Source organism: Saccharothrix carnea (assembly GCF_003014735.1).
Lineage (GTDB): Bacteria > Actinomycetota > Actinomycetes > Mycobacteriales > Pseudonocardiaceae > Actinosynnema > Actinosynnema carneum.
On the sequence record NZ_PYAX01000006.1, the window covers coordinates 391,216 to 411,505 of the forward strand.

Sequence of the window (20,290 nt, forward strand, 5' to 3'; positions counted from 1 at the left end):
CTGGCCGGTCGGTGTGCGGCGACCGGCCAGGACTGGCCGAGGGGTGTTGCTACGGGGCCTGGCGGAAGCCCGCCTTCTCGGCGTCCGAGGTGGTGCGGAACCACACGTCGGCGCGGGTCTCGCGGAAGTTCGCCGACTCGTTGGTGAAGTAGCGGCGGCCGGTCAGGGTCGCCTTGACCTGGAACTCCGGTGCCGGGGCCAGGCCATCGGACTTCGGCAGCACCGAGCCGGGGCCGAACGGCGAGCGCGGGTTGAAGCCCTCCTGCTGGCCCTGGAAGCGGGTGCTGCCGGGTGCGGGCCTGCCGCCGGTGCTCGGGCTGAACCCGACCGGGCGCGGGCGCACCGGGCGCGGTGGCGGAGGCGTGATCGGCTTCGGCGCGAGCGGTGCGGGTGGGGGCGTGCGCTGGCCGCCCGCGGGACGGGTGGGGCGCTGCGGCAGGCCGCCGGTCGGGTTCATCGGCACGGGGTTGCCGGCCAGCAGTTCGGGCGCGAGCGTGGGCACGAACGGCTGGTCGTTGCCGGACGACGGCGACGGCGCCGGGCGGGGCTGCTCCGGCTCCTCCACGGCGTCGTCCTCCAGCGGCTCGAACAGGCTGCGCGGCCGGGCGGGCTCGTCCTTCTTCGGCTCCGGCTTGGGCTCGGCCGTGCGGGCGGGCAGGGGCTGGTCGGCCGCCTGCGGGACGAACGTCGGCTCGAACGCGGGCGGCTCGGTCACCTCGGGCTCGGCGACCACCTCGGGCGCAACCGGCTCGACAGCTTCGGGCGCACCCGTCGGCTCGGAGGGCGCGGCGACCTCCGGCTCGGACTCCACCGGCTCGGCGTCGACCACGGCGCGGATGACGTCGGTGTGCGGGCCCTCGTCGTCGGGCTCCTCGGCCGGACGGACCTCGCCGTGACGCGGCTCGTCCTGGCGGCTCTCCTGCTGCCGGGCCAGGTCGTTGAGGAACGCCTCGTCGCTGGACGTCGGCCTGGTGGTGGGCTCAGCCGGCTCACCGCGGGCCGACTCGACGTCCACCGGCGTGAAGTGGCCGGTCAGGTCGTGCTCGGGCCACACCTGCGGCTCGGGCTCGTCGGTCCGCCGCCGCTCGCCGTCGACCTCGGCGATGGCCTGCGCCAGCGCGGTGGCCGGGATGAGGGCCGTCTCCTCGGTGGCACCGGGCCTGCGTTCCGGCTCGTCCTCCTCCTCGCGGCCGGCGGTGTCCACGTCCTCGTCGTAGACCTCCTTGACGGGCTCCTCGCGCCACACCTCGCGCGGCTGGAAGACCTCGACCTCCGGCGGCGCGGTCGGCTCCTCCTGCCGCGGCGCCACCTCGGCGACCGGACCGGACGGCACCGCGGGCATCAGGGTCGTCGTCGCCTCGGCGGGCAGTTCCGGCTCGTCGTCCGGCTGGTACGACCGCGGCCGCGGCTTGGGCTCCAGCGTCTCCCTGGTGTCCGCACCCGGCGCCAGCCGCTCGAACAGGCTGCGCGGCGGCTCGTCGTCGAGCTCGGGGAAGTCGTGCTGCTCCTCGAAGTCGGACAGCGGCCGGTGCTCGTCGTCCAGCTCCTCCAGCAGCGAGTCGCGCTGGTCGAGCTTCATGTTGGTCACGTCGTAGCGGACCGGCTCGTTGGTGACGTCGAAGTGCACGGGCTCGTTCGTCACGTCGAAGCGGGCGGGCTCGGGCGCCGCGTCGAACCGGGGGCGCTCGGCGACGGCCTCGTAGCGCGCGGGCTCGGGCGTCAGCACGTCGTCCGCCAGCGAGCGGGACGCCTCCACGTGCCAGTTGTCGAACTCGTCACGCACGTCCGCCTTCGCGGCGGCGGCGGAGCCCGAGGACGAGCCGGCACCCGGGCGCGGCGACGTCAGGAGGCGTTCCTCCAGGTCTTCCAGCTCCCTCTTGGCCGGACGCACCAGGACCAGCCAGGTGAGTGCGACGCCTGCCACGAAGGACAGCAGGCTCCACAGCCACACCTGCCCGAAGAGCGAACTCACGGGAGACCCTCCCACTGCTGCTTTGTCACACCCCGACACGCTCCGCTCCCAGGCCTTCACCCGGTAGTGGAAGCGGTGCAAAACTACCCTGACCGCCGGTTCCGGCGCGTGGGGCCGGCCGGACCCGTGGCCAGAGTTCGATAGTAGGCCACTCAGAGCAACTGACCAGCCAAAACGGCTGGCGTAGAGTAGCCCGTGTGCCGCCGTTGACCCCTGCCTCCACTGCTGCGCCGGAGGTCGACCGCACCAACCGCGGGATGGCGTTCGGCATCGGCGCCTACTTCCTCTGGGGCATCGTGCCCGCTTACTGGCCGTTGCTGCAGCCGGCCGGGTCGGTGGAGATCCTGGCGCACCGGATCGCCTGGTCACTGGTCGTGATGGTCGTCATCACGGCGGTGGTGGGGCGTTGGGCGGGCATCCGCAGGCTGTCGGCGCGCGGCTGGGCGATGGTGGCCGCCGCGTCGGTGCTCATCGCGGTCAACTGGGGCGTCTACATCCACGCGGTGAACACGTCGCACGTCGTCGAGGCCGCGCTCGGGTACTTCATCAATCCGCTGGTCAGCGTGCTGCTCGGGGTGGTCGTCCTGCGGGAACGCCTGCGCTTGCCGCAGTACGGGGCGCTGGTGATCGCGGTGGCCGCGGTCGTGGTGCTGGCGGTGGACTACGGCAGGCTGCCGTGGATCTCGCTCGCGCTGGCGTGCTCGTTCGGCGTGTACGGGCTGTTGAAGAAGACCGTGCCGCTGGACGCGACGGCCAGCCTGACCGCGGAGAGCATCGTGCTCGCGCCGATCGCGGTCGGTTACCTGATCTGGCTGGGGCCGGCCGGGACGTTCCACTCGGGCGGCTGGGGCCACGCGCTGTGGCTGGCGTCGGCCGGGCTGGTGACCGCGATCCCGCTGATCCTGTTCGGCGCGGGCGCCCGCCTCGTGCCGCTGGTGACGATGGGCATGCTGCAGTACCTGGCGCCCGTGCTGCAGTTCGCGTGGGGTGTGTTCGTGATGCACGAGCCGATGCCCGCGTCCCGCTGGTTCGGCTTCGCCCTGGTCTGGCTCGCGCTGCTGGTCTTCACCGTGGACACGATCCGCACCCGCCGCCGCCTCCCCGTCCCCGACCTCACCTGACCCCGCGAGAGTCCAACGCTCACGTCGCGAGAGTCGTACGTTCAGGACACCTGAGTTCAACGTTCGGCCCTAACGCTGTTAGCCGTGAGCGTTGAATTCAGGGGTCGCGAACGTACGACTCTCGCGCGCTGAGCGTTGGACTCTCGCGGGTTAGTGGGAGCGGGTGACGACGTAGTCGCTCACGGAGGCCAGGGCGTCGCGGGCGGTGCCGGCGGGCAGGACGGTCAGGGTGGCGCGGGCGCGGGCGGCGTAGTCGTCCAGGGTGCGGCGGGCGCGCTGCAGGCCCGTGGACGCGCGCAGGAGGGCCAGGGCCTCGTCCACCTCGGCGTCGTCGGTGATGGGAGCGGCCAGGAGCTTGGCCAGGCGTGAGTCCGGCTCGTCTTCCAGCGCGTAGAGCATCGGGAGGGTCTTGACGCCCTCGCGCAGGTCCGTGCCGGGCGTCTTGCCCGACTCCTCCGAGGGCGACGCGATGTCGATGACGTCGTCGGAGATCTGGAACGCCGCCCCGATGACCTCGCCGTACGACCGCAGCGCCTCCACCTGCTCCGGCGTCACGTCGGAGAACATCGCCCCGAACCGGGCGGCGGTGGCGATCAGCGAACCGGTCTTCTCCGCGATCGTGGTCAGGTAGTGCGCGACCGGGTCCTCACCCGCCCGCGGGCCCATCGTCTCGCGCATCTGGCCGGTCACCAGCTCGGAGAACGTCTCCGCGATGATCCGCGCCGCACCCGTGCCCAGGTCCGCGACCAGCGCCGACGCGTGCGCGAACAGGTAGTCGCCGGTCAGGATCGCGATGCTGTTGTCCCACTTCGCGTTGGCCGACGCCGCACCGCGGCGCATGGTCGCCTCGTCCATCACGTCGTCGTGGTACAGCGTGGCGAGGTGGGTCAGCTCGACGACCGCCGCCGCCTTGATCACGCTCTCCCGGTCCCACGTGCCGCCGAACTGGGCGGACAGGATGGTGAACAGCGGGCGGATGCGCTTGCCGCCCGCGGACACCAGGTGCAGGGACGTCTCCATCACCGGGTGGAACTCGCTCTGCACGACCTTGTGCAGCAGCTCTTCCACCTCGGCCAGGCCGTCCTGAACCACCTCCGCGAGCACGGGGTCCGCAAACCGGAACCCCGTCCCCGCCCGCTCGCTACTGGTCACGGCTACAGAGCCTACGTACCACTAGAAGATGAACGTGCCGGCACCCGCCCAATCGAGGGCGAACGACGGGTAGACGCCGAGCACGAGCGTGATCGCCGCACCCAGGGTGATGGCCACCGTGGTGAACGCGCCGGGCACGCTCACCGTGGGGCCGTCCGGCGCGGGCTCGCTGAAGTACATCAGCACGATCACCCGCAGGTAGAAGAACGCCGCCACCGCCGAAGCGACCAGGGCGATCACCACCAGCGGCACCATGCCGGCTTCCACGGCTGCCGCGAACACCACGAACTTGCCGACGAATCCGCTGGTCAACGGCAGACCGGCCAGCGCGAGCAGCAGGAACGTGAACACGCCCGCCACCACCGGCGACCGCTTGGCCAGACCCGCCCACTGGGACAGGTGGGTGGCCTCGCCGTCACCGTTGCGCACCAGGCTGACGATGCCGAACGCGGCGATCGTGGTGAAGCCGTACGCCATCAGGTAGAACATCGTGCCGGACAGGCCCTGGTCGTTCAGCGAGATCGCGCCGATCAGCAGGAAGCCCGCGTGCGCCACCGACGAGTACGCGATCATCCGCTTCACGTCGGTCTGGGTGAGGCCGAGGACCGCGCCGATCACCATGGACGCGATGGCCACGCCCCACAGCACGCCGTTCCACTCCCAGCTCGACCGCTCGAACGCGCCGTAGAGCACGCGCAGGATGCCGCCGAACGCGGCGACCTTCGTGCACGCCGCCATGAACGCCGTCACCGGCGTGGGCGAGCCCTGGTAGACGTCCGGGGTCCAGGCGTGGAACGGGCCGACCGAGGCCTTGAACAGCAGGCCGACGACGAGCAGGCCGAAGCCCGCGTACAGCAGCGTGTCGGACCGGTCGGTGGCCGTGGTGGCGTTGGCGATGTCGGCCAGCTTCACCGAGCCCGCGTAGCCGTACAGCAGGGCCACGCCGTACAGGAAGAACGCCGACGCGAACGCGCCGAGCAGGAAGTACTTCACCGCGGCCTCCTGCGACAGCAGGCGGCGACGGCGGGCCAGGCCGCACATCAGGTACAGCGGCAGCGACAGCACTTCCAGCGCGATGAACATGGTGAGCAGGTCGTTCGCCGCGACGAAGACCATCATGCCGCCGAGCGCGAACAGCGTCAGCGGGAACACCTCGGTCTGCATGCCGAACCGGGTCGCGTGGGCCCGGGTCTGCACCATCGTCGACCCGGAGCCCTTGTACACCTGCGAACCCTGGCCCGGCAGGATCGAGGCGTCGGCGACGAACGCGCCGCCCGGCTCGACCGACCGGTCCGCGATGAGCAGCACGGCGCCCAGGCCGAGCAGCAGCAGCGTGCCCCACAGGAAGATCACCGGGCGGTCGACCGCGATGGTGCCCGCCAGGGTCAGCTTGCCCTGCTCAGGGGTGCCTTCCCCGGACGCGTACACCACGAGCCCGGCGCCCGCCGCGGCCAGCGTGAGCAGGGTCAGCACGACCTGCGCCGCCCACCGCTGCACCTTGGGCAGGAACGCCTCGAAGAGCACGCTGAGGCAGGCCGCGCCGAGCACGATCAGCAACGGTGCGACGGCCCCGTAGTCGATCTCCGGGGCTTGCAGCCGTTCCACGTTCTGCGAGAGGAACGTCGTCACGTCACTTGCCTTCCTGCGCGACCGGGTCGGCCACCCCGACCTCGCTGAGCGTCGCCCCGACGGACGGGGTGATCACGTCCAACACCGGCTTCGGGTAGAAGCCGAGCACCAGGATCAGTGCCACCAGCGGCGCGAGCACGGCCAGTTCGCGCTTGTTCAGGTCCGGCACCGACGCGCGCTCCGGGTCGACCGCCGCACCGGGCCCGCCGACCGCGTCGATCAGCGCCGTGCCGCGCACCGGGCCCTGGAACACCCGCTGGTACAGCCACAGGACGTACAGCGCGGCCAGCACCATGCCGATGGCGGCCAGGATCGTGTAGACCGGCTCGTTCGGGTAGGAGCCGATGAGCACCAGGAACTCGCTCACGAACGAGTTGGTGCCCGGCAGTGCCAGCGACGACAGACCGGCCACGAAGAACAGCCCGCCCAGCACCGGGGTGAGCTTGGCCATGCCGCCGTAGTCCTCGATCAGGCGCGAGCCGCCGCGGGCCATCACCATGCCGACGACCAGGAACAGCATGCCGGTCGAGATGCCGTGGTTGACCATGTACAGCACCGCGCCGGTGCCCGCCTGCGAGCTGAACGCGAAGATGCCCAGCGCGATGAAGCCGAAGTGCGCGATCGAGGTGTAGGCCACGAACCGCTTCATGTCGGACTGGCCCACGGCGAGCAGCGAGCCGTACAGGATGCCGACCACGGCCAGGATGAGCACCAGCGGCGCGAGTTCCTTGCTGGCCGCCGGGAACAGCGGCAGGCAGTAGCGCAGGAACCCGAACGTGCCGATCTTGTCCAGGATGCCGACCAGCAGCACGCCCGCGCCCACCGGCGCTTCCGCACCGGCGTCGGGCAGCCACGTGTGCAGCGGCACCAGCGGCGCCTTGATGGCGAACGCCACGAAGAAGCCGAGGAACAACCAGATCTGGGTGGACAGCGGCAGCTCGCGCGTCACCGTGACCAGCGTGGCCCAGTCGAACGTGCCCTGGCCGATCTTGTCCGCGCTGACCACGTAGAGGCCGATCACCGAGGCCAGCATGATCAGGCCGCCGAGCAGCGAGTACAGGAAGAACTTCATCGCCGCGTACTGCCGGTTCGGCCCGCCGAAGCGGCCGATCAGGAAGTACATCGGGACCAGCACGGCCTCGAAGAACACGTAGAACACGAACACGTCGGTGGCCGCGAAGACACCGACCATGCCGGTCTGCATGGCCAGCAGCAGTGCGAAGAACCCGCCCGCGCTGCGGCCCTCGGGCAGCTTGTCCGCCCACGAGCCGCCGATGACGACCGGCACCAGGAACGCGATCAGCGCGATCATCACCAGCGCGATGCCGTCCACGCCGAACGACAGGTGCACGCCGAACGCCGGGATCCACTCAGCCGAGCTGGTCAGCTGCAGCCGGTCGCCGCCCGGGTCGAACGCCGTCCACGCCAGCACCGCCAGCACCAGCTCGGCCAGCGAGAACGCCAGTGCGACCGTCTTGGCCAACCGGTCGTTGCCCCGCAGGAACGCCACCACCAGGCTGCCGGCGAGCGGCAGCAGGAGCAGCGCGATCAGCGTCCAGCTCACGAGAACCTCACCATCAGCAGCGCGCCCAGGACGAAGACCGCACCCAGGAGCATGGAGAGCGCGTACGAGCGCACGAACCCGGTCTGCAGCCTGCGCAGCCGGCCCGAGCTACCGCCGAGCAGCGCCGCCGACCCGTTGACCAGGCCGTCGACGCCCTTGTTGTCCACGAACACCAGCGCGCGGGTGAGCCAGGTGCCCGGCCGCGCGAAGAGCGCCTCGTTGAGCGCGTTGCCGTACAGGTCGGCACGCGCGGCGCGGACCGGGAACGACACCCGAGCCGGCCGTTCCACCGGCTGCTCACGGCGCAGGAAGAGCAGGAAGCCGAGCGCGGCGCCGAGCGCCGACAGGCCGAGTACCAGGAAGTTCACCACGCCGTGCGAGAGCACGCCGTGCTGCTCCTGCAGCTCGCCCAGCGACGGGGTGAGCCAGCCGGCCAGGTTGTGGCCGGAGGAGAAGAACCAGCCGGCGCCGACCGAGCCGACCGCCAGCACGATCATCGGCAGCGTCATGCTGACCGGCGACTCGTGCGGGCGGTACTCGCGGCCGTCCTCCGAGCGCAGCTCGGTGTACCGGGGCTTGCCCAGGAACACCAGGACGAACAGCCGGGTCATGTAGAACGCGGTCAGGCCCGCGCCCAGGGCGGCCACGCCGCCGAAGACCCAGCCGCGCCACCCCTCCATGCTGAACGCCGCCGCGATGATGGCGTCCTTGGAGAAGTAGCCGGACAGGAACGGGAAGCCGATCAGGGCCAGGTAGCCGAGCGTCCAGGTGACGAAGGTGATCGGCATCTTCTTCATCAGCCCGCCCATCCGGCGGATGTTGCCCTCGTCGTTCATGCCGTGCATGACCGAACCGGCGCCGAGGAAGAGCCCGGCCTTGAAGAAGCCGTGCGTGAGCAGGTGCATGATGCCCAGCGCGTAGCCGATCGGGCCGAGGCCGACCGCCAGGATCATGTAGCCGATCTGGCTGACCGTCGAGTAGGCCAGCACCTTCTTGAAGTCGTCGTACGCGCAGCCGATGATGCACCCGATCAGCAGCGTCACCCCGCCGATGATCATCACGACCAGGCGGCCGTCCGCCGACAGGTTGTAGATCGGGTTCGACCGGGCGATCAGGTACACGCCCGCGGTGACCATCGTGGCCGCGTGGATCAGGGCGGAGACCGGGGTCGGGCCCGCCATCGCGTCCGGCAACCACGCCTGCAGCGGGAACTGGCCCGACTTGCCGCACGCGCCGAGCAGCAGCAACAACGTGATGGCCAGCACCTCGGCCGACGAGAACTCGCCGACGCGCGCGAACACCTCGGTGTACTGGGTGGTGCCCAGCTCCTTGAACATGATGAAGATGGCGATCGCCAGGCCCAGGTCGCCGACCCGGTTCATCAGGAACGCCTTCTTCGCGGCCGACGCCGCTTCCGGCTTGTACTGGTACCAGCCGATGAGCAGGTAGGACGCCAGGCCGACGCCCTCCCAGCCGAAGTACAGCGTCACGAAGCCGTTGCCGAGCACCAGCAGCAGCATCGCGGCGACGAAGAGGTTCAGGTAGGCGAAGAACTTCCGCCGCCCCGCCTCGTGCGCCATGTACCCGATCGAGTAGATGTGGATCAGCGACCCGACACCGGTGATCAGCAGCACGAACGTCAGCGACAGCGGGTCGAGGCGCAGCCCGAACTCCACGTCGAGCGCGCCGACCGGGATCCAGTCGAACAGGTGCACCTCGGTGGTGCGCGCGTCCGGCGCGAGCGCCACCGTGTCGAAGAACAGCGCGACCCCGTACGCGAACGCGGCGATCACGGTGGCGCAGCCCAGCAGGTGGCCCCACTTGTCGGTGCGCTTGCCACCCAGGAGCAGCACGAGCGCGCCGAAGGCCGGCAGGGCTAGCAACAACCAGGCGAGACTGCCGATCCCGCTGGCGGCAACGCTCGAAGACCCGCTTGCGGGGTCGAGCATGGACAGAGTCGTCACCGTCGACCTCTCAGTACTTCAGCAGGTTGGAGTCGTCGACCGAGGCCGAGCGACGCGTCTTGAAGATCGCCATGATGATCGTCAGACCGACCACGACCTCGGCCGCCGCGACGACCATCACGAAGAACGCCATCACCTGGCCGTCCAGCCCGCCGTTGATGCGGGCGAACGTGACCAGGCTGAGGTTCACCGCGTTGAGCATCAGCTCGACGCACATGAACACCACGATGGCGTTGCGCCGCACCAGAACGCCGACCGCGCCGAGGCTGAACAGCAGCGCGGACAGCAGCAGGTAGTACGTAGGGGTCACGACGACTCTCCCTTGAGCGCGTGCGCGTCGGGCTGGTGCCCGGTGCCGGACACCTCCGCGACGTCGTCGTCGAGAGTTTCCTTGGCGGTCGTCTCGATCAGCTCGGACAGCGACTCGGCGGCCACCGAACCGTCCGGCAGCAGGGCGGGCGTGGCCACCGAGTTGGCGGTGGCGAACACGCCGGGGCCGGGCAGCGAGCCGGGGCGGTCGCCGCGGAAGCGCTCCTCGACCAGCTGGCGCTGGGTCTTCTTGGCGTCCTTGCCGGTGCGCGAGGTGAACGCGAGCACCATGGCGCCGACCGCCGCGGTGATCAGCAGCGCCGACGTCAGCTCGAACGGGAACAGGTAGTCGGTGAACAGCGCCTCGCCGATGTTGGCGACGTTGCCGCCGTTCTGCGTGTTCTGCGCGGCCAGGCCGACCGGCTCCACGTCGGTCAGCGCGCGGGCGACCGAGGCGACCACGATGCCGGCGAAGCCGACGCCGATGACCGCCGCGGCGAGCCGCTGCCCGCGCAGCACCTCGACCACCGAGTCGGAGCTGTCCCGGCCGACCAGCATCAGCACGAACAGGAACAGCATCATGATCGCGCCGGTGTAGACGATGATCTGCACGAAGCCGAGGAACGGCGCCTGCTGGACCATGTAGAGCACGCCCAGGCTGAGCATGGTGAGCACCAGCCACAGCGCCGAGTGCACGGCGTTGCGCGCGAACAACATGCCCAGCGCGCCGGCGAGGGCGAGCGGGCCGAGGATCCAGAACGCGACCGCCTCGCCGGTGGTGACGGTGTCGACCACGCGCTGGACCTCGTCGGGCTGCTGCGCCAGGAGCATGAGGCTCACTTCGACGCCTCCTCGGGGCCCGTCTCGACGAGCGAGCCTTCCGGCACACCGGCCTTGCGCGCGAGCGTCGGGCCGTTGACGTAGTAGTCCTGCTCGTTCTCGCCGAGCCGCATGGGGTGCGGCGGCTGCTCCATGCCGGACAGCAGCGGCGCGAGCAGGTCCTCCTTGGTGAAGATCAGCTTCTGCCGGTTGTCGTCGGCCAGCTCGTACTCGTTGGTCATGGTGAGCGACCGGGTCGGGCACGCCTCGATGCACAGGCCGCAGCCGATGCACCGCAGGTAGTTGATCTGGTAGTCCATGCCGTAGCGCTCACCGGGCGAGTAGCGCTCGTCCTCGGTGTTGTCGCCACCCTCGACGAAGATCGCGTCCGCCGGGCAGGCCCACGCGCACAGCTCGCAGCCCACGCACTTCTCCAGCCCGTCCGGGTGCCGGTTGAGCTGGTGGCGGCCGTGGAACCGCGGCGCGGTGACCTTCTTGACCTCGGGGTACTCCTCGGTGACGACCTTCTTGAACATCGTGCCGAAGGTGACGCCGAAGCCCTTGACGGGATCAAACACGCCCATCGCTGGCCTCCTTGTGTGAAGCTGCGGGTACCGCTGCCGGTTCCTGCGTCTGGTTCTCGGCGCCGGGCAGCTCGGCCACCCGCACCTGCCTGCGCGGCGGTGCCTTGGGCACCTTGAGGTCCAGCGGCGGCACGGGGTAGCCGCCGCCGGTGACCGGCACGGCGTCGGGGTCGTGCGGTTCCCGCTTGTCGGGCAGCAGGAACGCGATCACCAGCACCACCGCGAGGAACGCGCCGATCACGATCAGCGCCGTGCTGGTGTCCAGGCCGCCCGCGGTCTCCCACTCCTGGCGCAGGTAGCGGGCGAACGCCACCGCGACGAACCAGACCAGCGCGATCGGGACCAGGAACTTCCAGCCCAGCCGCATGAACTGGTCGTAGCGCAGGCGGGGCAGCGTGCCGCGCAGCCAGATGAACAGGAACAGGAAGGCCAGCGTCTTGAGCACGAACCACAGCAGGCCGAACCAGCCGCTGTTGAGCAGGTGGTCGTCGCCGACGAACGGGAACCGCCAGCCGCCCAGGAACAGGGTGGTGGCCAGCGCCGAGACGGTGACCATGTTGACGTACTCGGCGAGGAAGAACAGCGCGAACTTCAGCGAGCTGTACTCGGTGTGGAAGCCGCCGACCAGCTCCGACTCGGCCTCGGGGAGGTCGAACGGCGCGCGGTTGGTCTCGCCGACCATCGAGCAGACGTAGATCAGGAAGCTGACCGGCAGCAGGTAGAAGTACCAGCCGCTGGACTGCGCGTCGACGATGTCGGACGTGGACAGCGAGTGCGAGTGCATGACTACCGCGACGATCGACAGGCCCATCGCGATCTCGTAGGAGATCACCTGCGCGGCCGAGCGCAGCGCGCCCAGCAGCGGGTAGGGCGAGCCGGACGCCCAGCCCGACAGCACGATGCCGTACACGCCGAGCGAGGAGCACGCCAGCACCACCAGCACGCCGACCGGCAGGTCGACCAGCTGCAGCGCGGTGCGCTCGCCGAAGATCGAGACCTCACCGCCGATCGGGATGACCGAGAAGGCGACGAACGCGGGGATCGTGGAGATCACCGGCGCCAGGAAGAACACCCACTTGTCGGCCAGGACCGGGCGGATGTCCTCCTTGAACGCGAGCTTGAGGCCGTCCGCGAGCGATTGCAGCCACCCGTTCGGCCCGACCCGGTTCGGGCCGGGACGCTGCTGCATCCGGGCCACGACCTTGCGCTCCCAGTTGATCATGAACAGCGTCATGACCACGAGGAACGCGAAGATCGCCACGACCTTGACGATGATCAGCCAGAGCGGATCGTCGGCGAGGAGTTCTGCCGTGCTCATGCCATGCCTCCGCTAGAGACGGCCACCACTGAGCCGTGGCCGGCGACGAGGTTGCGCCGCACGGTGACCGCGCCCGAGTTGCCGGGCAGCCACACGACGCCATCGGGCAGGTCCGCCGCCTCGACCGGCAGCACCACCTCGCCCCGATCGGTGGATACGGTGATCTCGCCACCGAGTTCGACACCCAGGTGCGCGGCGGTGGCGGCGGACAGCTTGGCCACCACCGGGCGCGCGGTGCCCGCCAGGTTCGGCTCGTCGTCCTGCAACGAGCCGTTGTCCAACAGCCTGCGCCACGTCGCGAGCACGGCCTGGCCGGTCTTCGGCTGGGTGAGCAGCGGCGCCGGGACGGTGGGCGCGGACGCCGTCACCGTCGCCGAACCCAGTCTCGCCAGGTCGGCCGCCGCGGCGGCCGGGGTCTGGGTGAACAGGTCCGCGTCCATCTCCACGGCCAGCGTGTCGAGCACCCGGCCGTCCGGCAGCGCGCCGGTGCCCTCCAGGGTGGTGACGAAGGGCCGCTGGCGGCCCTCCCAGTTCAGGTAGCTGCCAGCCTTCTCCACCGCGGGCGCGACCGGGAGCACCACGTCGGCGTGCGCGGTGACCGCGCTGTGCCGCAGCTCCAGGCTGACCACGAAACCGGTGAAGTCCAGCGCGCGCTCGGCCAGCGCCGGGTCCGGCAGGTCGAACGGGTCGACACCGCCGACCACCAGCGCGTCCAGCGCACCGCTCGCGGCGGCGGTGAGGATGCCCGTGGTGTCACGGCCCGCCCGCACGGGCAGCGCGCCGGCCTCCAGGCCCCACGCCCGCTCGACCTCGGCCCGTGCCGCGTCGTCGCTCACCAGGCGACCGCCCGGCAGCAACGTCGGCAGCAGACCGGTCTCCAGCGCGCCCCGCTCACCGGCGCGGCGCGGGATCCAGGCGACCTTGGCGCCGGTCCGCTCGGCCAGCGCGGCGACCGCGGAGAACAGGCCCGGCACCTCGGCGGCGCGTTCGCCGACCAGGATCACCGAACCCGGCTTCGCCAGTTCCTCGACCACGTCGGCCGCGTGCTCGGGCAGCGCGTTGAGCGCCGAGGGCTCCTGGCCGGGCACGCACGCGAGCAGCACACCGCTCGTCTTCTCCACCGCGGGCGTCGTGAACTGGCCCAGGTGGTAGACCTTCGTCCGGTTCTTGCGGGCCGCCTTGCGCAGCCGCAGGAACACGATCGGCGACTCCTCCTCCGGCTCGAACGCGACCAGCAGCGCGGCGGGCGCGGACTCGATGCCCGCGTACGTGACGCCGCCGTTGTCCGGGTTCGTGCCGAGGACGGCGCTGGTCAGGAACTCCAGCTCCTCCGCCGAGTGGGCGCGGGCGCGGAAGTCGACGTCGTTGGTGCGCAGCGCGATCCGGGCGAACTTCGAGTACGCGTAGGCGTCCTCGACGGTGAGCCGGCCACCGGCCAGCACGCCGACGCCCTTGCCGTCCCGCGCCTTCGCCAGGCCCTCGGCGGCGTACTGCAGCGCCTCGGTCCAGGACGACTCGCGCAGCTCACCACTGGCCTTGTCGCGCACCAGCGGGCGGCGGATCCGGTCACCGGCGCTCGCGTAGGCGAACGCGAAGCGGCCCTTGTCGCAGGTCCACTCCTCGTTGACCTGCGCGTCGTCGCCCGCCAGCCGGCGCTGCACCTTGCCGCGCCGCCAGTCGGTGCGGGTGGCGCAGCCCGAGGAGCAGTGCTCGCACACACCGGGCGTGGACACCAGGTCGAACGGCCGCGCGCGGAACCGGTAGGCGGCGCTGGTCAGCGCGCCCACCGGGCAGATCTGGATGGTGTTGCCGGAGAAGTAGGACTGGAACGGCTTCTCCTGCGCCACGCCGATCTGCTGCTGCGAACCGCGTTCCAGCAGCTCGATGAACGGGTCACCGGCGATCTGCGCGGAGAACCGCGTGCAGCGCTGGCACAGCACGCACCGCTCGCGGTCCAGCAGCACCTGCGTCGAGATCGGGATCGGCTTCGGGAACGTTCGCTTGTGCTCGTGGAAGCGGGAGTCCGCGCGGCCGTGCGCCAGCGCCTGGTTCTGCAGCGGGCACTCGCCGCCCTTGTCGCAGATCGGGCAGTCCAGCGGGTGGTTGATGAGCAGCAGCTCCATCACGCCCTGCTGCGCCTTGTCCGCCACCGGCGAGGTCAGCTGGGTCTTGACGACCATGCCGTCGGCGACCGTCATGGTGCAGGAGGCCTGCGGCTTCGGCATCGGCCGGCCGCCCATCTCCACCTCGACCAGGCACTGCCGGCAGGCGCCCGCGGGCTCCAGCAGCGGGTGGTCGCAGAAGCGCGGGATGACCGTGCCGAGCCGCTCCGCGGTGCGGATCAGCAGCTCGCCCTTGGGCGCGACGACCTCGATGCCGTCGATGACGAGCTTCACGTGGCCCTCGGGGACCACCAGCTCGGCTTTCTGTTCCGGCGCGATCGTCATGCGCTAGCTCCAGCCAGGACCTGTGAGTTCTGGTCGCACAAGGCCAGGAACTCGTGCTTGAAGTACTTGATGCCACTGGTGATGGGGCTGACCGCGCCGTCACCGAGGGCGCAGAACGAGCGGCCCAGGATGTTGTCGCAGACGTCCAGCAGCGTGTCGATGTCCGACGCCGTGCCGTTGCCCGCCACCATCCGCTGCAGGATCTGCACCAGCCAGTAGGTGCCCTCGCGGCACGGCGTGCACTTGCCGCACGACTCGTGCTTGTAGAACTCGGTCCACTTCATGACCGCCCACGGCACGGACACCGTCTCGTTGAAGATCTGCAACGCGGTGGTGCCCAGCATCGAACCGGCCTCGGCCGCGCCCTCGAAGTCCAGCGGCACGTCCAGGTGGTCGGCGGTGAACAGCGGGGTGGACGAGCCGCCCGGCGTCCAGAACTTCAGCGGGATGCCGTCCTTCATGCCGCCCGCCAGGTCCAGCAGCTCGCGCAGCGTGATGCCCATCGGGGCCTCGTACTGGCCGGGGCGCTCCACGTGGCCGGACAGCGAGAAGATCTTCGGACCGGGCGAGCGCTCGCGGCCCATGGTGCGGAACCAGTCCGCGCCGCCGTTGACGATGTAGGGCACGCTGGCGATCGTCTCGACGTTGTTCACCACGGTCGGCGAGGCGTACAGGCCGGCGGTCGCCGGGAACGGCGGCTTGAGCCGGGGCTGGCCGCGCTTGCCCTCCAGCGAGTCCAGCAGCGCCGTCTCCTCGCCGCAGATGTAGGCGCCCGCGCCCGCGTGCACGACCACGTCGAGGTCGAAGCCCGAGCCGAGGATGTCCTTGCCCAGGTAGCCCGCCTCGTACGCCTCGCGCACGGCCGCGTGCAGCCGGCGGATCACGTGCAGCACCTCGCCGCGCACGTAGATCGCGGCGAAGTTCGCCCGGATCGCGTACGAGGTGATGATGATGCCCTCGATCAGCGAGTGCGGGTCCGCCATCATCAGCGGGATGTCCTTGCAGGTGCCCGGCTCGCCCTCGTCGGCGTTGATGACGAGGTAGTGCGGCTTGCCGTCTCCCTGCGGGATGAAGCCCCACTTCATGCCGGTGGGGAAGCCCGCACCGCCGCGACCGCGCAGCCCGGAGTCCTTGCACTGCTGGATCAGCTGGTCCGGGTGGGCCTTGAGCGCCTTGCGCAGCGCCGTGTACCCCTCCAGCTGCTCGTAGGTCTTCAGCGTCCACGAGCGCGGCGAGAGCCAGCGCTTCGTCAGGACGGGAGTCAGGTTGTCGACCACGTCAGCTCCCCTACCTACTTCTTCTCCGGCAGCGGCGGGAACTCCGCGTTGTCCGGCATGGCCGGCGCGGTCCAGCCGCGTTCCGCGGCGATCTTGGCCCCGCGCACCGTCTCCGGCGCGGCCGACGGGCCGTCCAGGTCCGCGTCCCGGCCTTCGAAGAACCCGGCCAGCTGCAGCTCGGCCTGGCGGAAGTCGGTCAGCGGCGCGCCCCGCGTCGGCTGGGGCTTCTCCCCCGCCTGCAAGGACTTCACCAGGTCCAGCGCGCCGTCCGGCGTCTGGTTGTCGAAGTACTCGTAGTTGACCTGGAGCACGGGGCCGAGGTCGCAGGCCGCCAGGCACTCGGCGTGCTCCAGCGTGATCGAGCCCGGCGTGCCCGGCTCGCCCGCGGTCTCCTCGTGGCCGACGCCCAGGTGGTCCTTGAGCTTGGCGTAGATCGCGTCACCGCCGAGCGCGGCGCACAGCGTGTTCGTGCAGACGCTCACCAGGTGCTCACCGCACGGGCGGCGCTTGTACATGGTGTAGAACGTCGCGACCGCGCTGACCTCGGCGTTGGTCAGGTCGAGCTGGTCGGCGCAGAACGTGATGCCCGCCTGGCTGACGTAGCCCTCGACCGACTGCACCAGGTGCAGCATCGGCAGCAGCGCCGACCTGGCCTGCGGGTAGCGCGCGATGATCGCCCGCGCCCGGTCCGCGATCGACTGGTCGAACACGCTCGTGTCAGCGACGTTCTCCGTCACCAGCCGCTGCGTCTCGACGGGGTCCAGCGCGGAGGCCGCGTAGACCTCTTCCGAAGTGCTCATCGGTCACAACCACCCATCACCGGGTCGATAGAGGCCACCGACGCGATGACGTCGGCGACCATGCCGCCCTCGCACATCGCGGGCATCGACTGGAGGTTCACGAAGCTGGGTTCGCGCACGTGCACGCGCATCGGCCGGGTGCCGCCGTCCGAGACGATGTGGTAGCCCAGCTCGCCGCGCGGCGACTCGATCGGCACGTACACCTGGCCCGCAGGCACCGCGAAGCCCTCGGTCACCAGCTTGAAGTGGTGGATCAGGGACTCCATGGACTGGCCCATGATCTTGCGGACGTGCTCCAGGGAGTTGCCCATGCCGTCCGCGCCGATGGTCAGCTGCGCGGGCCACGCGATCTTGGCGTCCTCGACCATGACCGGGCCGGGCGTGAGGTTGTCCACCGCCTGCCGCACGATCTTGAGCGACTGGTGGATCTCCTCCAGCCGCAGCAGGTAGCGGGCGTAGGAGTCGGCGGCGTTCGACGTGGGCACGTCGAACTCGTAGTTCTCGTAACCGCAGTAGGGCTCGACCTTGCGCAGGTCCCACGGCAGGCCCGCGGAACGCAGGATCGGGCCGGTGATGCCCAGCGCGAGGCACGCGTCCACCGGCAGGTAGCCGACGCCCGCGAGGCGGTTGCGCCAGATCGGCTGGCCCGAGAGCAGCTTGTCGTAGTCGGGCAGCCGGGAGTCCATCACCTTGATGAAGTCCTTGATCTTCTGCTCGGCGCCCTGGGGCAGGTCCTGCGCCAGGCCGCCGGGCCGGATGAACGCGTGGTTCATCCGCAGACCGGTCAGGAACTCCAGCAGGTGCAGGACCTCTTCGCGCTCGCGGAAGCCCGCGGTCATGCCGGTCAGCGCGCCCAGCTCCATGCCGCCGGTGGCCAGCGCCACCAGGTGCGAGCTGATCCGGTTGAGCTCCATGAGCAGCACGCGGATCGTCTGCGCCCGCTGCGGCACGGTGACGCCGAGCAGCTTCTCGACCGCCATGCAGTACGCGGCCTCGTTGTGCAGCGGTGCCAGGTAGTCCATGCGCGTCACGAACGTGACGCCCTGAGTCCAGTTGCGGTACTCGACGTTCTTCTCGATGCCGGTGTGCAGGTAGCCGATGACGCTGCGGGCCTGGGTGACCGTCTCGCCCTCCAGCTCCAGCACCAGGCGCAGCACGCCGTGCGTGGAGGGGTGCTGCGGGCCCAGGTTCATGACGATGCGCTCGTCGCCCGCGGCCTCGGCCAGCACCTCGTCCCAGTCGCCGCCGGTCACCGTGTAGACGGTGCCCTCGGTCGTCTCGCGCGAACCCGCGTACGCGTCGGGGTTCGGCGTGGTCCGGGTGGCGTCGTAGGAGTCGCTGTCGCGGCCCGGGGCGCTGGTGTCGGTGCCCGTGGTCACGTCGGAAATTCGCTCGGTCATGAGTAGGACCGCCTCTGGTCTGGCGGGGGGATCTCCGCGCCCTTGTACTCCACCGGGATGCCGCCGAGCGGGTAGTCCTTGCGCTGCGGGTGGCCGTCCCAGTCGTCCGGCATGAGGATCCGGGTGAGCCCCGGGTGGCCGTCGTAGACGATGCCGAACATGTCCCAGGTCTCGCGCTCCTGCCAGTCCGCGGTCGGGTAGACCGAGACCACGCTGGGGATGTGCGCGTCGTCCACGTCGACCGCGACCTCCAGCCGGATGCGCCGGCGGTAGGTCATCGACGTCAGGTGGTAGACGGAGTGCAGCCGCTGCGGCGCGTCCACGCCGTAGTCCACACCGGACACCGAGCTGCACAGCTCGAAGCGCAGCGCCGGGTCGTCGCGCAGGATGCGCGCCACGTCGACCAGCCGCTCCCGGCGCAGGAAGAACGTGATCTCGCCGCGGTCCACGGTGATCTGCTGGACGGTGTCGGCGGGCAGGCCCTGCTCGCGGAGGGCGGCCAGCAGCTCGTCGGCGACCTCGTCGAACCAGCCGCCGTAGGGCCGCTCGGACGGCGCGGCGACGTGGGCGGGCAGCCGCAGGCCGCCGAAGCCGGAGGTGTCGCCGGTGCCGGAGATGCCGAACATGCCCTGCCGCGCCTTGCCCGCGACCATGCCGCCGCGCGCGAGGTGCTCCTCGTGCTCGGCCTCGTTCATGCTCGCCGAGCTGAGCGCCTCGTCGTTGCCGGGAGTGCCGGCGCCGGGGGTCTTCTCGACGTCCTTGCCGCTGCCTTCGCCGCCGCTAGTCTCGTTTGGCATTGCCGCTCACTTCTTCGCAAAGCGCTGGGACGACGGGATCAGGTCCGTGGTGCGGCCCGACTCGGCCAGCGCCGCGGCCCGGGTCGCACCCAGCGGCTCGTCCATGATCTTCGCGTGGATCTTGAGGATCGCGTCGATCAGCATCTCCGGCCGCGGCGGGCAGCCCGGCAGGTACATGTCGACCGGCACGACGTGGTCCACGCCCTGCACGACCGCGTAGTTGTTGAACATGCCGCCGCTGGAGGCGCACACGCCCATGGCGAGCACCCAGCGCGGCTCGGGCATCTGGTCGTAGATCTGCCGCAGCACCGGCGCCATCTTGTTGGTCACCCGGCCCGCGACGATCATCAGGTCCGCCTGGCGCGGCGAGGCGCGGAAGACCTCCATGCCGAACCGCGCGAGGTCGTAGCGCGGGCCGCCGGTGGTCATCATCTCGATCGCGCAGCAGGCCAGGCCGAAGGTGGCGGGCCACAGCGAGGACTTGCGCGTCCAGTTGACCAGCTTCTCCACGCTGGCGAGCAGGATGCCGTTCGGGAGCTTCTCTTCGAGACCCACTTGGATCTTCCCCCTCAGTTCCAGTCGAGGCCGCCGCGACGCCACACGTAGGCGTACGCGAAGCCGACCGTCGCGACGAACAGTGCGATCTCCACCAGGCCGAACAGGCCGAGGCGGTCCGCGGAGACCGCGAACGGGTAGAGGAACACCATTTCGATGTCGAACAGGATGAACAGCATCGCCGTCAGGTAGTAGGCGACCGGCATGCGGCCACCGCCCACGACGGGCTGCGGGGACGGCTCGATGCCGCACTCGTACGCGTCGAGCTTCGCGCGGTTGTATCGACGGGGGCCGATGTACGGCGCGGCCGTCACCGAGAACAGCGCGAAGGCCCCGGCGAGGACGAACATCAATACGAGGGGGAGGTAAGGGTCCAGCACTCTCCGTCGTCCTTTCCTCGCGTCGCGGTGGTGGTGCACCGCTGACCGTTGCGCACCCTAAAGGGTGTTCTTGCGGCCTCCGGAGGTTAGGCGCGCCTAACAATCCGCAGGTCGCTTGTGAAACACTTCACAAGGCATCTCAGCCGGTTGTGAACTGATTCACAAGACCTGAGGGTCAGTGTAGAACGTCACACAGAGGCGT

The 20,290-nt window shown here is 70.2% G+C and carries 17 protein-coding genes; 1 reads left to right on the plus strand and 16 read right to left on the minus strand.

Annotation, left to right across the window (positions count from 1 at the left end; all coding sequences use genetic code 11):
• Nucleotides 1–49: 49 nt before the first annotated feature.
• The gene (locus tag B0I31_RS20000) at nt 50–1,972 is read right to left on the minus strand and encodes a sunset domain-containing protein (RefSeq protein ID WP_106616877.1); all 1,923 of its coding nucleotides are present in this window, start codon (nt 1,970–1,972) and stop codon (nt 50–52) included.
• Between the two features lie 197 nt (nt 1,973–2,169).
• On the opposite strand from B0I31_RS20000, the gene rarD reads away from it, so the two are divergent.
• Nucleotides 2,170–3,093, plus strand: coding sequence for an EamA family transporter RarD (rarD, locus tag B0I31_RS20005; RefSeq protein ID WP_245950108.1), 924 nt, complete (start codon nt 2,170–2,172; stop codon nt 3,091–3,093).
• Nucleotides 3,094–3,243: 150 nt separating this feature from the next.
• Here the strand turns inward: rarD and B0I31_RS20010 are convergent, their stop codons facing one another.
• The 15 genes from B0I31_RS20010 to B0I31_RS20080 all read right to left on the minus strand — a co-directional run bounded on the left by B0I31_RS20010 (nt 3,244) and on the right by B0I31_RS20080 (nt 20,088).
• Entirely contained in the window at nt 3,244–4,245 is a 1,002-nt protein-coding gene (locus B0I31_RS20010; RefSeq protein WP_106616879.1) for a polyprenyl synthetase family protein, read from the minus strand.
• A 21-nt stretch (nt 4,246–4,266) separates the two neighbouring features.
• Nucleotides 4,267–5,874 carry an NADH-quinone oxidoreductase subunit NuoN gene (gene nuoN / locus B0I31_RS20015; RefSeq protein ID WP_106616880.1) on the minus strand — a complete coding sequence of 536 codons (1,608 nt, stop codon included), beginning with the start codon at nt 5,872–5,874 and terminating at the stop codon, nt 4,267–4,269.
• Nucleotide 5,875: 1 nt separating this feature from the next.
• On the minus strand, nt 5,876–7,438 hold the full coding sequence (locus B0I31_RS20020; RefSeq protein ID WP_106616881.1) for an NADH-quinone oxidoreductase subunit M: 1,563 nt from the start codon (nt 7,436–7,438) through the stop codon (nt 5,876–5,878).
• Complete coding sequence (gene nuoL / locus B0I31_RS20025; RefSeq protein WP_425444377.1) at nt 7,435–9,387, minus strand: NADH-quinone oxidoreductase subunit L; 1,953 nt, start codon at nt 9,385–9,387, stop codon at nt 7,435–7,437. The genes B0I31_RS20020 and nuoL overlap by 4 nt, the downstream gene beginning before the upstream one ends.
• 25 nt (nt 9,388–9,412) lie before the next feature.
• A complete protein-coding gene (nuoK, locus tag B0I31_RS20030; RefSeq protein WP_053715303.1) occupies nt 9,413–9,712 on the minus strand; it encodes an NADH-quinone oxidoreductase subunit NuoK in 300 nt (99 codons plus the stop codon).
• The gene (locus tag B0I31_RS20035) at nt 9,709–10,542 is read right to left on the minus strand and encodes an NADH-quinone oxidoreductase subunit J (RefSeq protein ID WP_106617060.1); all 834 of its coding nucleotides are present in this window, start codon (nt 10,540–10,542) and stop codon (nt 9,709–9,711) included. The genes nuoK and B0I31_RS20035 overlap by 4 nt, the downstream gene beginning before the upstream one ends.
• A gap of 5 nt (nt 10,543–10,547) precedes the next feature.
• The gene (nuoI, locus tag B0I31_RS20040) at nt 10,548–11,114 is read right to left on the minus strand and encodes an NADH-quinone oxidoreductase subunit NuoI (protein WP_106616882.1); all 567 of its coding nucleotides are present in this window, start codon (nt 11,112–11,114) and stop codon (nt 10,548–10,550) included.
• On the minus strand, nt 11,101–12,432 hold the full coding sequence (gene nuoH / locus B0I31_RS20045) for an NADH-quinone oxidoreductase subunit NuoH (RefSeq protein ID WP_106616883.1): 1,332 nt from the start codon (nt 12,430–12,432) through the stop codon (nt 11,101–11,103). Before nuoH ends, nuoI begins: the two co-directional genes overlap by 14 nt.
• On the minus strand, nt 12,429–14,879 hold the full coding sequence (locus tag B0I31_RS20050; protein ID WP_106616884.1) for an NADH-quinone oxidoreductase subunit G: 2,451 nt from the start codon (nt 14,877–14,879) through the stop codon (nt 12,429–12,431). The genes nuoH and B0I31_RS20050 overlap by 4 nt, the downstream gene beginning before the upstream one ends.
• On the minus strand, nt 14,876–16,156 hold the full coding sequence (gene nuoF / locus B0I31_RS20055; protein WP_106616885.1) for an NADH-quinone oxidoreductase subunit NuoF: 1,281 nt from the start codon (nt 16,154–16,156) through the stop codon (nt 14,876–14,878). The genes B0I31_RS20050 and nuoF overlap by 4 nt, the downstream gene beginning before the upstream one ends.
• 14 nt (nt 16,157–16,170) lie before the next feature.
• Complete coding sequence (gene nuoE, locus B0I31_RS20060; protein WP_245950110.1) at nt 16,171–16,956, minus strand: NADH-quinone oxidoreductase subunit NuoE; 786 nt, start codon at nt 16,954–16,956, stop codon at nt 16,171–16,173.
• The gene (locus tag B0I31_RS20065) at nt 16,953–18,356 is read right to left on the minus strand and encodes an NADH-quinone oxidoreductase subunit D (protein WP_106616886.1); all 1,404 of its coding nucleotides are present in this window, start codon (nt 18,354–18,356) and stop codon (nt 16,953–16,955) included. The genes nuoE and B0I31_RS20065 overlap by 4 nt, the downstream gene beginning before the upstream one ends.
• Nucleotides 18,353–19,051: an NADH-quinone oxidoreductase subunit C gene (locus B0I31_RS20070; RefSeq protein ID WP_245950155.1), complete on the minus strand. Its 699-nt coding sequence runs from the start codon at nt 19,049–19,051 to the stop codon at nt 18,353–18,355. The genes B0I31_RS20065 and B0I31_RS20070 overlap by 4 nt, the downstream gene beginning before the upstream one ends.
• Nucleotides 19,052–19,159: 108 nt before the next feature.
• Nucleotides 19,160–19,708 (minus strand): NuoB/complex I 20 kDa subunit family protein, encoded by a 549-nt coding sequence (locus tag B0I31_RS20075; protein WP_106616888.1) that lies wholly within the window; start codon nt 19,706–19,708, stop codon nt 19,160–19,162.
• 14 nt (nt 19,709–19,722) lie between these two features.
• Entirely contained in the window at nt 19,723–20,088 is a 366-nt protein-coding gene (locus B0I31_RS20080) for an NADH-quinone oxidoreductase subunit A (protein WP_053715312.1), read from the minus strand.
• Nucleotides 20,089–20,290 lie beyond the last annotated feature (202 nt).

Coding starts and splice junctions, on each gene's coding strand:
- nuoL (WP_425444377.1), bottom strand. CDS start 9,387: ATGCTCGACCCCGCAAGCGGGTCTTCGAGCGTTGCCGCCAGCGGGATC.
- B0I31_RS20035 (WP_106617060.1), bottom strand. CDS start 10,542: ATGCTCCTGGCGCAGCAGCCCGACGAGGTCCAGCGCGTGGTCGACACC.
- nuoI (WP_106616882.1), bottom strand. CDS start 11,114: ATGGGCGTGTTTGATCCCGTCAAGGGCTTCGGCGTCACCTTCGGCACG.
- nuoH (WP_106616883.1), bottom strand. CDS start 12,432: ATGAGCACGGCAGAACTCCTCGCCGACGATCCGCTCTGGCTGATCATC.
- B0I31_RS20050 (WP_106616884.1), bottom strand. CDS start 14,879: ATGACGATCGCGCCGGAACAGAAAGCCGAGCTGGTGGTCCCCGAGGGC.
- nuoE (WP_245950110.1), bottom strand. CDS start 16,956: ATGAGCACTTCGGAAGAGGTCTACGCGGCCTCCGCGCTGGACCCCGTC.
- B0I31_RS20065 (WP_106616886.1), bottom strand. CDS start 18,356: ATGACCGAGCGAATTTCCGACGTGACCACGGGCACCGACACCAGCGCC.
- B0I31_RS20070 (WP_245950155.1), bottom strand. CDS start 19,051: ATGAACGAGGCCGAGCACGAGGAGCACCTCGCGCGCGGCGGCATGGTC.